At 72.3% G+C, this 14,277-nt stretch carries 13 protein-coding genes; 4 read left to right on the forward strand and 9 right to left on the reverse strand.

Annotation, left to right across the window (positions count from 1 at the left end; all coding sequences use genetic code 11):
• Positions 1 to 108: 108 nt before the first annotated feature.
• The 4 genes from IE295_RS29790 to IE295_RS29805 all read right to left on the reverse strand — a co-directional run bounded on the left by IE295_RS29790 (position 109) and on the right by IE295_RS29805 (position 5,265).
• The gene (locus IE295_RS29790; protein WP_190066880.1) at positions 109 to 2,214 is read right to left on the reverse strand and encodes an ATP-binding SpoIIE family protein phosphatase; all 2,106 of its coding nucleotides are present in this window, start codon (positions 2,212 to 2,214) and stop codon (positions 109 to 111) included.
• A 57-nt stretch (positions 2,215 to 2,271) separates the two neighbouring features.
• Complete coding sequence (locus IE295_RS29795; protein ID WP_190066881.1) at positions 2,272 to 2,982, reverse strand: class I SAM-dependent DNA methyltransferase; 711 nt, start codon at positions 2,980 to 2,982, stop codon at positions 2,272 to 2,274.
• A gap of 88 nt (positions 2,983 to 3,070) precedes the next feature.
• Entirely contained in the window at positions 3,071 to 3,769 is a 699-nt protein-coding gene (fomD, locus tag IE295_RS29800; protein ID WP_190066882.1) for a cytidylyl-2-hydroxypropylphosphonate hydrolase, read from the reverse strand.
• Positions 3,770 to 3,870: 101 nt separating this feature from the next.
• The gene (locus IE295_RS29805) at positions 3,871 to 5,265 is read right to left on the reverse strand and encodes a class II fumarate hydratase (RefSeq protein ID WP_190066883.1); all 1,395 of its coding nucleotides are present in this window, start codon (positions 5,263 to 5,265) and stop codon (positions 3,871 to 3,873) included.
• Between the two features lie 107 nt (positions 5,266 to 5,372).
• Between IE295_RS29805 and IE295_RS29810 the strand changes: the two genes are divergently transcribed.
• Positions 5,373 to 6,902, forward strand: a complete 1,530-nt coding sequence (locus IE295_RS29810) for a ricin-type beta-trefoil lectin domain protein (protein WP_190066884.1) — start codon at positions 5,373 to 5,375, stop codon at positions 6,900 to 6,902.
• A gap of 74 nt (positions 6,903 to 6,976) precedes the next feature.
• Here IE295_RS29810 and IE295_RS29815 read toward each other — a convergent pair whose 3' ends face one another.
• Positions 6,977 to 8,647 carry a fumarate hydratase gene (locus tag IE295_RS29815; RefSeq protein ID WP_190066885.1) on the reverse strand — a complete coding sequence of 557 codons (1,671 nt, stop codon included), beginning with the start codon at positions 8,645 to 8,647 and terminating at the stop codon, positions 6,977 to 6,979.
• A 139-nt stretch (positions 8,648 to 8,786) separates the two neighbouring features.
• Here IE295_RS29815 and IE295_RS29820 point away from each other — a divergent pair, with 139 nt between their 5' ends.
• Entirely contained in the window at positions 8,787 to 9,449 is a 663-nt protein-coding gene (locus tag IE295_RS29820) for a DUF1707 SHOCT-like domain-containing protein (RefSeq protein WP_190066918.1), read from the forward strand.
• A 181-nt stretch (positions 9,450 to 9,630) separates the two neighbouring features.
• On the forward strand, positions 9,631 to 9,987 hold the full coding sequence (locus IE295_RS29825) for a WhiB family transcriptional regulator (protein WP_126915815.1): 357 nt from the start codon (positions 9,631 to 9,633) through the stop codon (positions 9,985 to 9,987).
• Between the two features lie 172 nt (positions 9,988 to 10,159).
• On the opposite strand, the gene glpX is transcribed toward IE295_RS29825, so the two are convergent.
• Positions 10,160 to 11,191, reverse strand: coding sequence for a class II fructose-bisphosphatase (gene glpX / locus IE295_RS29830; protein WP_086575296.1), 1,032 nt, complete (start codon positions 11,189 to 11,191; stop codon positions 10,160 to 10,162).
• A gap of 179 nt (positions 11,192 to 11,370) precedes the next feature.
• On the opposite strand from glpX, the gene IE295_RS29835 reads away from it, so the two are divergent.
• Positions 11,371 to 11,925 (forward strand): DUF4245 domain-containing protein, encoded by a 555-nt coding sequence (locus IE295_RS29835; protein WP_224323466.1) that lies wholly within the window; start codon positions 11,371 to 11,373, stop codon positions 11,923 to 11,925.
• A gap of 94 nt (positions 11,926 to 12,019) precedes the next feature.
• On the opposite strand, the gene IE295_RS29840 is transcribed toward IE295_RS29835, so the two are convergent.
• The 3 genes from IE295_RS29840 to xseA form a co-directional block, all read right to left on the reverse strand.
• On the reverse strand, positions 12,020 to 12,610 hold the full coding sequence (locus tag IE295_RS29840) for a malonic semialdehyde reductase (RefSeq protein ID WP_190066887.1): 591 nt from the start codon (positions 12,608 to 12,610) through the stop codon (positions 12,020 to 12,022).
• Positions 12,611 to 12,713: 103 nt separating this feature from the next.
• Positions 12,714 to 12,995 (reverse strand): exodeoxyribonuclease VII small subunit, encoded by a 282-nt coding sequence (locus tag IE295_RS29845; protein ID WP_190066888.1) that lies wholly within the window; start codon positions 12,993 to 12,995, stop codon positions 12,714 to 12,716.
• Between the two features lie 10 nt (positions 12,996 to 13,005).
• A complete protein-coding gene (gene xseA / locus IE295_RS29850) occupies positions 13,006 to 14,226 on the reverse strand; it encodes an exodeoxyribonuclease VII large subunit (protein WP_190066889.1) in 1,221 nt (406 codons plus the stop codon).
• Between the last annotated feature and the right edge of the window lie 51 nt (positions 14,227 to 14,277).

Here is a 14,277-nt window from a genome sequence, read left to right on the forward strand (position 1 = left end):
ACGATGACGGTGGGACGGGCGGGTGCCTGCCCGCCCGCGGCGCAGTCAGTCTTCCGTTGCCGACAGGACGTCGGCAACGGAAGACCGGACTCTGTCCGGAACTCGGTCTCAGCGCCCCTGCGAGGGCAGCGGCAGCTCGAACCAGACCACCTTGCCGGTGCTCAGCCGGGTCGCCCCCCACCGCCGCGCGAGCTTGTTGACCAGGTACAGCCCCCGGCCGCCCTCGTCGGACGGCCGCGCCTGGCGCAGCCGGGGCAGCTGCGGGACGTCGTCGCCGACCTCGCAGCGCAGCACGTCCGTCCGCAGCAGGCGCAGGGTGATCGGCCGCTCCGCGTACCGCACCGCATTGGTGATCACCTCGCTGACCAGCAGCTCCACCGAGTCCGTCAGCTCCTCCAGGCCCCAGCGCGTCAGCGCCCGGCGGGCCAGCCGGCGGGCCTGGCGGGCCGTCTGCGGGCGCGGGTCGAGGAACCAGTAGGCGACGTCGCTCGGCGCGATCCCCTCGAAGCGGGCCGCCAGCAGCGCGATGTCGTCGTCCCGGTCGCCCGGGCCCAGCATGCCCAGCACCTCGTCGCACAGCGGCTCCAGCGGCGGCGGGTTGGGGCCGGTCAGCCGGGCGGTGTCGATCAGCCGCTCGCGCAGCTGCTCTATGCCGGTCCACACGTCGCGTATCCGCGACTCGACCAGACCGTCGGTGTAGAGCAGCAGCGTCGCCCCGGCGGGCGCGTCCAGCTCCACGGCCTCGAAGTCCACCCCGCCCACGCCGATCGGCGCGCCCGGCGGCACCCGCAGCACCTCCGCCCGGCCGCCGCGGTGCAGCAGGACGGGCGGGGGATGGCCGGCGTTGGCGATCACGATGCGGTGGGCGACCGGGTCGTACACCGCGTACAGGCAGGTGGCCATGCGGTCGCTGCCCAGGCGCTGCGCCTGCTCGTCGAGGTGGTGCAGCACCTCCTGCGGGGGCAGGTCCAGGCCCGCCAGGGTCTGCGCGGTGGTGCGCAGCTGGCCCATGATCGCGGCGGAGGTCATGGAGTGGCCCATGACGTCGCCGACCACCAGCGCCACCCGGTTGCCGGGCAGCGGGATCGCGTCGTACCAGTCGCCGCCCACCCGGGCGGTCTCGGCCGCGGGGAGGTAGCGGCTGGCCAGCCGGACGCCGGTCGGCTGGGGGAGGGAGTCGGGCAGCATGGTGCGCTGCAGCTCGTCGGCGATGTAGACCTCGCGGCCGTAGAGCACGGCCTTGTCCACGCCCAGCGCGGTGTGGGTCGCCAGCTGCGCCGCGACCAGCAGGTCGTCGCCCTCGAAGGCGGGCCGGTCCATGCGGCGGATGAAGACCGCCGCGCCGATCACCCGCCGGCGGCCGCGCAGCGGCGCCAGGATCGTGCGCTGGCACAGCGGTATGTGCCGGCCCTCGCCCAGCAGTTCGGGGAGCGCCGCCCGCGCGGCCGAGGAGTCCCCGAACACGGGCCTGACCCCCCGCAGCACCTCCGCGAGCGGCCCGCCTATGCGCACCTCGCAGCGCTCGGCCGCCGCCTCCGCCAGCTCCGGGCCGGGGTCGGGCAGCCGCTCCGGCGGGGCGTCCGCGTCCTCACGGTCCTCGCGCACGTACTCCGGCAGCCGGTCGGTGCGGCGCAGCCGCAGCACCACCGGGCCCACGGGCCGCTCGTCGCCGACGGGCAGCGGGTCGCGCAGGTAGACCAGGATCGCGTCGGCGAACGTCGGCACCGTGGCCCGGCACAGGCCCAGCACGATCTCGTCCAGGTCGATCCCGCGCGCGATGCGCCGCGTGGCCGCGCCCACGAACCGCAGCCGCTCCCCGCCGCCGGGGCCGCCTGCGGGCGCGCGGGCGACGTCGGCGGGGCCGGTGCCGCCGCTGCCGCCGTCCGGCGGCCCGGCGGGTGGCGGCACGTCGCCGGGACGGCATGCGCGGTCCTCGCCGGAGGCGGGCCCGGTGGCGTCCGGGTGCCCGGCGGAGGCGTGCGCCTCGGCGCTCGCGCGCACCCGCCGCTCCGGCTCGCGGTGGCCGTCCCGGCTGCCCTCGGTGCCGGTGCCGGTGCCGGCGGGGGCGTGGGCTTCGCCGTCGGCGTGCCGGGCGGCGGGGGCGGCGACGGCCTCGCGGCGCCGGTCGGCGGCCGCGGCGTCACCGGGCTCACGGTGTCCCTGGCCCGGCAGGGGCAAGGGGTGTCTTCCGTGGGAGTTGGAGTGCTCCGTCACGCGTGGGGTTCCATCCGTCGGGGCCGTGTGCCCGCCCGGGGGCGGGACACACGTGGGTCAGACGCGGCGCAGGTTGAGAAAGAGCTGGATCTCGGGTGGTACGTCCGTACTCGCCGGGGCGTACGCCGGCGAGCTCTCCCCGGCGATGTCGAATCCCGCGTCGCGCACGACCTGGCGCAGTTCTTCCCGCAGGTATCCCGATACCCGGATCGTGTTGCCCAGGAACGGGATCGCGTAGTCGTCGACATCCGCCTCGACCATCGAGAGCGCCATCAGGCCCCCGGGTCTGAGCAGGTCGTGCAGCATGCGCAGGGCGTACGGGATCTCCGGGCGCGGCAGCATCAGCAGCGCGAAGAACGCGGCGATGCCGTCGAACGTGCCCAGGTGCCCGTCGCGCAGATCGGCGAGGTCGCCCCGGTGGAAGGTGGCGTCCGGCACGTTGACGCGGGCGAGGTCGAGCATGCCGGGGGAGAGGTCGACGCCGGTCACCTCGTGGCCCGCGGCGACGAGCTGACGGGCCGTCGGCAGGCCCGTGCCGCAGCCGACGTCGAGGATGCGGGAGCCCGGCGGCAGGGCGGCGGCCAGCCAGGCGCCGGCCGCGAGCTGGCCCTCCTTGTGGGGGAAGGCTTCGTCGTAGCGGTCGCCGATGGCGTCGAACGCCTCGGCCTGTCCATTGCGGTCCAGCCCTAACCGGGCGTAGCCGTCGTAGTCCCGCCGGTCCTCACCGCTCACGGCTCCGCCCCTTCTGTGACCGTGACTTTCCTTCATCGTGCCGTGCCGTGCCGTCTCGCGAGTATCGCGGAGGCCGATCCTACGGTTGCCTCGCGGGGAGTCGGCAAGCGTTTACCGCTTCGATTCACGCCCCGATGCGCGTGGGAGTGCGGTCCCAGTCGCCGGGCAGCTCGGGAACCGTCCATCCCGGGTCCGGCCGCCACCCCTCCCAGCCCGCGGTGAACGGCGCGTCCCAGGCCTCGATCAGCTCGACCGCCGCGCGCCCCGCGGCCCGTACCCGCTCGGCCCGGTCGGCGGTCATCAGGCCGGCGCGCTGCGCCTGCGCGAACTCGTCCTCGTCCTTCCACTCCCAACTGCGGTCGGGGTAGACGGCGATGTCCAGGAAGTGGTCCTCGGAGTCGACGCCGCCGGCCCAGCGCGCGAGCGGTTCCTCGAGATTCACGTACCAGTTCCTGAAGCGCCAGTCGAGGTCCCAGAACAGCCAGACCGACCAGGGGTCGCCGGGCCGGGCGAGCTTGAGCACCCCGGGCCCGAACCAGCGGGTGACGGACGTGGTGCGCGGCTTGGTGTAGCGGGTGGCCAGCGGCTCGTGGTGGACGGGGGTGCCGTCGGCGAGCACGGGCTTGACGCAGTCGGTGCCGGGGGCCATCCAGACGGCGAGCAGCTCGTCGGTGTCCTCGACGACGGTGACGGGGCGGCAGATGTGGATGCGGCCCTCGGCGCCGGGTCTGGTGTTGCCGCGGTAGCGCCAGAGGATGTGCTCCCCCGGCGACCAGTGGGCGTCGCCCGCCGTGCCCGTCGTCCCCGTCGTGTCCGCTGTCATGCGGAGATCTTAGGTGCCCGGGGCACCGATGCGCGGTGAAGTCCGCCGTGATGTGTGCCGCAAAGGTACGGGCCAAAGGCCCGTACCGGGCGGCCGGCGGCTCAGGGGCGGGTCATGCGCAGCACGTCGAGGGCCTCGTCGAGCTGCTCCAGGGTGAGCAGGCCGCGGTCCACGTAGCCGGACTCCAGGACGACCTCGCGGATGGTCCTGCGCTCGGCGAGGGACTTCTTGGCCACCTTCGCGGCCTCCTCGTAGCCGATGTAGCGGTTGAGCGGCGTGACGACCGAGGGCGAGGACTCGGCGTACTCGCGGGCCCGCTCGACGTTGGCGGTGATGCCGTCGACCGTGCGGTCGGCCAGCAGGCGGGAGGCGCTCGCGAGCAGCCGGACGGACTCCAGGAGGTTCTTCGCCATGACCGGGAGCATCACGTTGAGCTCGAAGTTCCCGGCGGCGCCGGCCGTGGCGACGGTGGCGTCGTTGCCGGTGACCTGGGCGGCCACCATCAGGACGGCCTCGCAGACGACCGGGTTGACCTTGCCCGGCATGATCGACGAGCCGGGCTGGAGGTCGGGGAGATTGATCTCGGCGAGGCCGGTGCGCGGGCCGGAGGCCATCCAGCGCAGATCGTTGGCGATCTTGGTGAGCCCGACGGCGATCGTGCGCAGCTGGCCGCTGGTCTCCACCAGGCCGTCGCGTGCGCCCTGCGCCTCGAAGTGGTCGCGGGCCTCGGTCAGCGGCAGGCCCGTGGTGCGGGCGACCTCGGCGATGACCGCGCCGGAGAAGCCCGGCGGGGTGTTGATGCCGGTGCCCACGGCCGTTCCGCCCAGCGGGAGTTCGGCGAGCCGGGGCAGGGAGGCCCGCAGCCGCTCGACGCCGTACCGGACCTGGGCGGCGTACCCGCCGAACTCCTGACCGAGCGTCACCGGCGTCGCGTCCATCAGATGCGTCCGGCCGGACTTGACGACCTCGGCGAATTCCTCCGCCTTGCGCTCCAGCGAGGCCGCCAGGTGCTCGAGCGCCGGGACGAGGTCGGCGGTCACGGCGGCCGTGGCGGCGATGTGGATGGACGACGGGAAGACGTCGTTGGACGACTGGCTGGCGTTGACGTGGTCGTTGGGGTGGACCGGCCTGCCCAGCCGCTCGCCGGCGAGGGTGGCGATGACCTCGTTCGCGTTCATGTTCGAGGACGTGCCGGAGCCGGTCTGGAAGACGTCGACCGGGAAGTGCTCGTCCCAGCGGCCCTCGACGACCTCGGCCGCCGCGTCCGCGATGGCCCCGGCGACGTCCTTGTCGAGCACCCCCAGCTCGGCGTTCACCTTCGCCGCCGCCGCCTTGATCCGGCCCAGCGCGGCGATGTGCGCCCGCTCCAGGCGCTGCCCGCTGACGGGGAAGTTCTCGACGGCCCGCTGGGTCTGCGCCCGCCACTTGGCATGTGCGGGGACGCGGACCTCGCCCATCGAGTCGTGCTCGAGCCGGTACTGCTCGCTGTCGGTCATGGTCACTTACCTCCTGACAAACACAGCGTTTGTCTCGTCCGTCCTGTTCCCAAAGCCACAACCGACTAGTAAATACCGCTGGTAACAACAGAACTCGGGGAGGCTTCATGACACGCAGACCCACCCTGCGATGTTCCCTCGCCGCGCTGGCGGCCCTCGCCGCCGCGTTCGGCGGACTGACCGTCACCGCCCCCGGCGCGGCCGCGCAGTCCCGGCCCGCCGCCGCCACCGCTTCCACCCCCCTGCCGCCCGAACTGGAGAGCATCCGCGCCGCCGAGGCCGTGCGGCTCTACGGCGACGCCGCCGAGCGCCCCCTGCAGGCCCGCAAGAGCTCCCTCGTCTCCCTGGGCGACAGCGAGATATCCGGCGAAGGCGTCGGCACGTACGAGCCGGGCACGAACGGCCCCACCAACTGGTGCCACCGCTCGCCCGACGCCGCCGTCCACCGCACCGCCATCGGCGCCGACGTCACCTACAACGTCGCCTGCTCCGGGGCCTCCACCGCCAACATCCGCATCGGCGGCAGCAAGCAGTACGCCGACGAGCTCGTGCAGAGCGACGCCCTCGCCGTCAAGGCCCGCAACACCCGCGTGAAGATGGTGCTGCTCGTCGCGGGCGCCAACGACGACCTGCAGTTCGGTCCCGTCATGACCGACTGCGTCACCCGCTACCTCACCCTCCAGGGCCCCTGCGAGCCGAAGTACGCCCCCGGCTGGCAGGCGCGCGTCGACGGCCTGGTGCCGAAGGTCGAGCAGACCGTACGGGACCTGCGCAAGGTGATGACGGACGCCGGCTACGCGAGCGGCGACTACAAGCTCGTCGTCATGGGCTACCCCAGCCCCATCGGCCCCGACTTCGGGGACAACCCCGGCTTCCGCGGCAAGCTCCTCGACGGCTGCGTCGGCCACACCTCCGACTCCGCCTGGGGCCGCAACCACGCCGTCCCCGCCTTCGAGCGCGGAATGCGCAAGGCCGCCCGTGACACGGGCGCGGTCTACCTCGACAACTCCCGGCTCTTCCACGGCCACGAGGTCTGCATGGAGGACACCTGGGCGCGCGGCCTCTACGTCGACGTCACCAACCCCATCCCGCCGAACGAGAACTCCGTGCGGCAGTCCTTCCACCCCAACTTCCGCGGCCACGGCGCCTTCGCATCCTGCCTGACGCAGATCTACCAGTCCGGCTACCGGGAGGCGGGCTGCGCCGACCCGGCGAGCACCGGGAAGCCCGTGCTGTACAAGGGCGCCTGGGACGACGCGTACAAGCCGATGAAGAGCGCGGCGACGGGCACGTGCGTGGACGCGTACGGGGCGGCCTCCGCCAACGGCACGCAGGTCGGGGGCTGGCCGTGTTCCGGGAGCCGGAACCAGCAGTGGTGGTACGACGCGGGGCAGAAGTCACTGCACTCCGCGCTGACGCACGACCGGTGCGTGGACGTGCCGGGCGGCGCGTATCGCGCCGGGGCGGCGGTGGCGTTGTGGAACTGCCACGGGGGCGCGAACCAGCAGTTCACGCAGGCCGGTGCCGCGTTCCGGCCGGTGGCGGCGCAGGACCTCTGCCTGACGCTGGCGTCGGCGAAGGACCCGCTGCGGCTGCAGAAGTGTGACGGCTCGGCGAGCCAGCGCTTCGCGTCGTAGCGCCGCCCCGCCCCGCCTCGCTTTGCCCCAACGCCGGACGGGCTGCCTTCAGCCCGTCCGGCGTTCGAGGATTCCTACTGGCCGGGCCGCACCGGAATGGACGTGAACGTCGGCGCCGGGGACGGGTCGACGAAGAAGTCGTTGCCCTTGTCGTCGACGACGATGAACGCCGGGAAGTCCTCGACCTCGATCTTCCAGACGGCCTCCATGCCGAGCTCCTCGTACTCGAGCACCTCGACCTTCTTGATGCAGTCCTGGGCCAGGCGCGCGGCCGGGCCGCCGATCGAGCCGAGGTAGAAGCCGCCGTGCGTGCCGCAGGCGTCGGTGACCTGCTTGCTGCGGTTGCCCTTGGCGAGCATGACCTTGGAGCCGCCCGCGGCCTGGAACTGCTCGACGTAGGAGTCCATGCGGCCGGCCGTCGTCGGGCCGAAGGAGCCGGAGGCGTAGCCCTCGGGGGTCTTGGCGGGGCCGGCGTAGTAGACCGGGTGGTCCTTGAGGTACTGCGGCATCTCCTCGCCCGCGTCCAGCCGCTCCTTGATCTTCGCGTGGGCGATGTCGCGGGCGACGACCAGCGGGCCGGTGAGCGAGAGCCGGGTCTTGACCGGGTACTTGGTCAGCTCGGCGAGGACGTCGTCCATGGGACGGTTGAGGTCGATGCGGACGACGTCGCCCTCCGACTCCAGGTGCTCGTCGGTGGTCTCCGGCAGGAAGCGCGCCGGGTCGGTCTCGAGCTGCTCCAGGAAGACGCCCTCGGCGGTGATCTTCGCGACGGCCTGGCGGTCGGCGGAGCAGGAGACGGCGATGGCCACCGGGCAGGACGCGCCGTGGCGCGGGAGGCGGACGACGCGGACGTCGTGGCAGAAGTACTTGCCGCCGAACTGGGCGCCGATGCCGATCTTCTGCGTCAGCTCGAAGACCTTCTCCTCCAGCTCCTTGTCGCGGAAGCCGTGGCCGAGCGGCGAGCCCTCCTCGGGCAGCTCGTCCAGGTAGTGCGCGGAGGCGTACTTGGCCGTCTTCAGCGCGTACTCGGCGGAGGTGCCGCCCACCACGATCGCCAGGTGGTACGGCGGGCACGCGGCGGTGCCCAGAGAGCGGATCTTCTCCTCCAGGAACTTCATCATGGAGGCCTCGTTGAGGACCGCCTTGGTCTCCTGGTAGAGGAACGACTTGTTGGCCGAGCCGCCGCCCTTGGCCATGAAGAGGAACTTGTAGGCGCCGCCGTCGGTCGCGTAGACCTCGATCTGCGCGGGCAGGTTGGAGCCGGTGTTCTTCTCGTCCCACATGGTCAGCGGGGCCATCTGCGAGTACCGCAGGTTGAGCTGGGTGTAGGCGTCGAAGATGCCGCGCGAGAGGGCCTTCTCGTCCTCGCCCTCGGTGAGCACGTTCTGCCCGCGCTTGCCCATGACGATCGCCGTGCCGGTGTCCTGGCACATCGGCAGCACGCCGGCGGCCGCGATGTTGGCGTTCTTCAGCAGGTCGAGGGCGACGAAGCGGTCGTTCGGGGAGGCCTCGGGGTCGTCGAGGATCTTGCGCAGCTGGGCGAGGTGGGCCGGGCGCAGGTAGTGGGAGATGTCGTGCATCGCCTCGGCGGCCAGCTTGCGCAGCGCCTCCGGCTCGACCTTGAGGAAGGTACGGCCGTCGGCCTCGAAGGTGGAGACACCCTCGGAGGTGATCAGGCGGTACTCGGTGTTGTCCTCACCCACGGGGAGCAGGTCGGTGTAGGCGAACTCAGGGCTAGCGGACATTGAGGCCATTCCTCACTCGGCAGACGGCTGTGTGCCGGCATCTTCGACAGCACTGAAACAGCGTAGAACCCTGACGAGGGGCGCAGGAGGTGAGGTAAGACTCACTCGGCACCCGCCTCTCTACGGGCTATCGCGATCTATCGCGTTTCGCTACGCTGCCCCGGTGGACGACTCATCACTGCGCGCCTCCGACGCCGACCGCGACCGGACCGCCGGGATCCTGCGCGAGGCCCTCGCCGAGGGACGGCTCACCGCCGAGGAGCACGCCGAGCGGATCGACGCGGTGTACGGGGCCAGGACGCTCGGCGATCTCGCGCCACTGGTGCGCGATCTCCCCGGCGGGCAGGGCTCTGCCGACCGGACCGCCGCCGCAACCGCCTCCGGAACCGCCTCCGTGCGCCCGCACGGTGCTTCCGTGCGCCCCGCCTGGGGCGCGAGCGAGAACCTCGTCGCCGTGTTCGGCGGCGCCACGCGCCGGGGCCGTTGGCGGCCCGCGCCGCGCACGAACGCGTTGGCCCTGTTCGGCGGCATCGAGATCGACCTGACCGAGGCGTTCTTCGAGCAGCGGGAGATCGTCCTCAACGTCTGGGCCGTCTTCGGCGGCGTCGAGATCAAGGTGCCGGAGAACATCTCCGTCCGTTGCGCCGGATCCGGCGTCTTCGGGGGCTTCGACGTGAAGACCGGCGAGGCCCCGGACCCGGACGCCCCGGTCGTCGTGGTCACGGGCTTTGCCGTTTTCGGCGGTGTAGAGGCGAAGCCCCGCCGGGGCAAGCGGCTGAAGAACCTCCGGGCGGTCAACTGACCGTCGCCGCGCGGTAACCGAGGGCATTCCGGTCATGGCAACGGTGTGAATAAGCTCGCGCACAGCGGGTAAAGCTTGGTGCATCGTCTCTCGTACGGCTGCGGGTGCGAATGGCCGTGCGCGCCGAGGCGGGCAAAGGTGACTCAAATCGGCCCAGCAAAGCCGTCGTCAGGAGTAGACCGTGCTGCTACCGCATCAGCCCCTGCAGGAAGCCGCCGTACCGTCCCAGCGGATTTCCGCTCGGGAACAGGCCGGCCCCTGGCATTCGGAGGCGGTGTGCCGCCGGGATGAAGCCGGGCTGTTCTTCGCACCATCAAAGGAGCCAACCGCCGCGCGTCTTTCCCGGGAAGAGGCGGCCAAGCGCGTCTGCGCCCGTTGCCCCGTCATGGTCGAGTGCCGCGAGCACGCCCTGCTCCAGCCGGAGCCGTACGGCGTGTGGGGCGGGCTCACGGCCGCCGAGCGACGGGTCGTGCTCGCCCGCCGCCGGCGGCGCGAGGCCGAGCTGCAGCGCGCCACGCGCGTCGCGGCCGCGGGCTGAGACCCGCGGCCTCGCGTCGTGCGGGCCCGCCTCTCGCGGGCCGATTGTCGACCACGCGTGCGTACGGGCCGGGCCCTGCCGTCGATCACGGCAGGGCCCGGCCCGTACGTTCGCTGTGGAGCCTCAGCAGCTGCGGAGCGTCAGTGGCTGTGGAGCCTCAGGAGGAAACGCTTCAGCTGGGGCGCTCGAAGTCGACCGAGCTGTAGGCGCGCAGCTTCGACAGCCGGTGCTCGGAGTCGATCAGGCGGATCGTGCCCGACTTGGAGCGCATGACGAGCGACTGCGTCGTCGCCGTCTCGGCGCGGTAGCGCACGCCGCGCAGCAGCTCGCCGTCGGTGATGCCGGTGGCGACGAAGAAGACGTTCTCGCCGCTGACCAGGTCCTCGGTGTGCAGGACGCGGTCCAGGTCGTGACCGGCGGCGAGGGCGCGCTCGCGCTCCTCGTCGTCCTTCGGCCACAGCTTGGCCTGGATGGTGCCGCCCAGGCACTTCATCGCGCAGGCCGCGATGATGCCCTCGGGCGTGCCGCCGACGCCCAGCAGCAGGTCCACGCCGGTGCCCTCGCGGGCCGCCATGATCGCGCCGGCCACGTCGCCGTCGGAGATGAACTTGATGCGGGCACCCGCCTCGCGGATGTCCTTCACCAGGCCGTCGTGGCGGGGGCGGTCCAGGACGACGACCGTGACGTCCTCGACGGAGGAACGCTTCGCCTTGGCGATGCGGCGGATGTTGACCGCGACCGGGGCGTCGATGTCGACGAAGTCGGCGGCCTCGGGGCCGGTCACCAGCTTGTCCATGTAGAAGACCGCGGACGGGTCGAACATGGTGCCGCGCTCGGCCACGGCCATCACGGAGACGGCGTTGGCCATGCCCTTGGCGGTCAGCGTCGTGCCGTCCACCGGGTCCACGGCGACGTCGCACTCCGCGCCGGTCCCGTCGCCCACGCGCTCGCCGTTGTAGAGCATCGGGGCGTTGTCCTTCTCGCCCTCGCCGATCACGACGACACCGTTCATCGACACGGTGTGGATCAGCGCGCGCATGGCCCGCACGGCCGCGCCGTCCGCGCCGTTCTTGTCGCCACGGCCCACCCAGCGGCCCGACGCCATCGCGCCCGCCTCGGTGACCCGGACGAGCTCCAGCGCCAGGTTGCGGTCGGGCGCCTCCGGGCTGACTACGAGCTGGGACGGCAAGTGATGATCGCTCATCGGGGCGCACCTTTCTGTACGGCAACGGCCGTGGGGCCCCTCCTTCCCCGGTTGGGCCAGGAGGGTGAGGGTGCTGCTGACTTTATCGGTTCATTGCGAGAGTGAGCAGGGCGCCCCACGCATGAGCGGCGTAAAGGTCGCTGTCAAGATCAAGAACGGCATGGGGGACCATAGGGGGCGTGGCAGGTAGGAACCCGAAGGCTCAGACGATCCGGAACATGCTGCTCGCGATGGTGGTGGTGATCCCCGTCGCGGGCATCAGCTATCTCTTCATCCCGCACGACCAGAGCGGCGACCCCGTCCGCACGGTCGGCTACCGGGTGGAGCTCGACACGGCCCGGCGCGCCGCGCCGTACGCCGTGGCCGCCCCGGAGGGCCTGGGCGACGACTGGCGCGCGACGTCGGTGTCGTACAAGCCGAAGGGCGAGATGGGCTCGGTCTGGCACCTGGGCTTCCTCGACCCGCAGACCGAGTACGTCGCCGTCGAGCAGAGCGACGGCCCGGCCCGCGCCTTCATCGACAGCGTGAGCCAGCGGGCGGAGAAGACGGGGAAGACCCAGCGCGTCGGCGACGCCACGTGGCAGCGCTACGAGGGGCCGAAGTACAACGCGCTGGTGCGCGAGGAGCGGGGCGTCACCACGGTCGTGACCGGGACCGCTTCGTACGAGCGGCTGGGGGAGATGGCCGGGGCGCTCAAGGCGACCAAGGCTGCCGAGGGGGCCCAGGGCCGCTGAGGGGGCCCAGGGGTGGGTTGACCTTCGGACATGAATGACGAGAGCCCGGGCCGTGGCCCGGGCTCCTGTGTTTGTTCCGCTTGTTCCGCCGTCGTCAGACGGTCGTCACGGCCTGCTCGTAGGACAGGCGCGGCGAGCGCGGGCGGAAGGCGTCCTCGCCCGGCTTGCCGACGTTTATGATCATGAGCGGGGTGTGGTCGTCGTCCAGGAACTCCTTCTGGACGGCCGCGAAGTCGAAGCCGGTCATCGGGCCGGCGGCCAGGCCGGCGGCGCGGACGCCGAGGATGAAGTAGCCGGCCTGCAGGGCGGCGTTGGCGGCGGCGGACTGCTCGCGGACCGGGCGCTCGCTGAAGAAGAGGTCCTTGGCCTGCGGGAAGTGCGGCATCAGCGCCGGCAGGTCCTCGTGGAACTCGTTGTCCGCGGCGAGGATCGCGACCAGCGGGGCGGCGGCGGTCTTGGCCCGGTTGCCCTCGGACATCAGCGGGACCAGGCGCTCGCGGGCCTCGGCGGAGCGGACCAGGACGATGCGCAGCGGCGACTGGTTGAAGGCGGTCGGCGCGAGCTTGATCAGGTCGTAGATCGCCTGGACCTGCTCGTCGGTGACGGGCTCGTCGGAGAAGGCGTTGGCGGTGTGGGCCTCGCGGAAGAGGAGGTCCTGGGCGGCGGAGTCAAGGGCGAGAGTCATGACGCCACTGTAGAGAAGCGGTATGTGAAATTTCAACTAAATGGAGGGTCGGAGAGACACAGGTCACAGATGGTGATTGTTTAGTGCCTGATCACTCGCCGGTTCACTCCCCCGTCGTGGCGGCGCCGGACTCCGCGCCTTCCTCCTGATCCTCCTGCGCCAGCGCCGCGTCCAGCCGGGCCCGGGCGCCGTCCAGCCAGCGGCGGCACACCCTCGCCAGCTCCTCGCCGCGCTCCCACAGGGCCAGCGACTCCTCGAGCGTCGTGCCGCCGGCCTCCAGCCGGCGCACCACGTCGATCAGCTCGTCCCGCGCCTGTTCGTAGCCCAGCGCGTCGCCGGTGGCCGTGGCCGGGGCTGTTTCGTTCCGGTCCGATGTCGTCGCCATGCCGGACAGCCTATGCGGGGGGTGCGACAACGGGCCGTACCGCGAACTCGCCCTCCGCGACCCGCGCCCGCAGCTCCTCGTCCCGCCCCACCTCGTCGGCCGCGCGGACCACCCGCCCGTCCGCGTGCTGCAGGACCGCGTAGCCGCGCCGCAGCGTCGCCGCCGGGGACAGGGCGACCACGCGCGCGTGGGTGTGCGTCAGCTCCGAGTGCGCCCGGTCCAGCAGGTGGCCCAGCGTGCGACGGGCCCGGTCGGTGAGGGCGTCGATCTGCTCCGCGCGCTCGTCCACCATCCGCTGCGGCCGCTCCATGCACGGACGCGCCCGCGCGGCCGCCAGGCCGCGCTCCTCGCGGTCCAGGTGGGCGGTGACGCAGCGCAGGGCGCGCTCGCGGAGGTGGCGTACGCGGGTCAGCTCCTCGCCCACGTCCGGCACGACCCGCTTCGCCGCGTCGGTGGGCGTGGACGCGCGCAGGTCGGCCACCAGGTCGAGGAGCGGGGTGTCCGGCTCGTGGCCGATCGCCGACACGACGGGCGTACGGCAGGCGGCCACCGTCCGTACGAGCTGTTCGTCCGAGAACGGCAGCAGGTCCTCCACGCTGCCGCCGCCGCGCGCCACGATGATCACGTCGACGCCGGGGTGGGCCTCGAGCTCCTGGACGGCTTCGATGACGCTCGGGACCGCGTGCACGCCCTGCACGGGGACGTTGCGCACCTCGAAGCGGACGGCGGGCCAGCGGTGGCGGGCGTTCTCCAGGACGTCGCGCTCGGCGGCGGAGGCGCGGCCGCAGACCAGGCCGATGAGCTGGGGGAGGAACGGCAGCGCGCGCTTGCGGTCGGCGGCGAACAGGCCCTCGGCGGCCAGGGACTTCTTCAGCTGCTCCAGGCGCGCCAGGAGCTCGCCGACGCCGACCGGGCGGATCTCGGCGGCGCGGAGCGAGAGCTGGCCGCGCGGCGCGTACCACTCGGGGCGGGCGTGCACGACGACGCGGGCGCCCTCGGAGACGACGTCGGCCACGCGGTCGAAGACGGCGCGGTAGCAGGTGACCGACAGGGAGACGTCGTGGGAGGGGTCGCGCAGCGTCAGGAACACGACACCGGCGCCGGGGCGGCGGGAGAGCTGGGTGATCTGGCCCTCGACCCAGACGGCGCCGAGGCGGTCGATCCATCCGCCGATGAGGCGGGAGACCTGGCCTACGGGGAGGGGGGCGTCGGGGGAGGTGGTGACGGCCATGCGGTTGAGCGTAGCGGGGCGGGGTGACATGTGGGGTGGGGTGCGGGCGCG

It is taken from the genome of Streptomyces griseocarneus (assembly GCF_014655595.1).
Classification (GTDB): domain Bacteria; phylum Actinomycetota; class Actinomycetes; order Streptomycetales; family Streptomycetaceae; genus Streptomyces; species Streptomyces griseocarneus.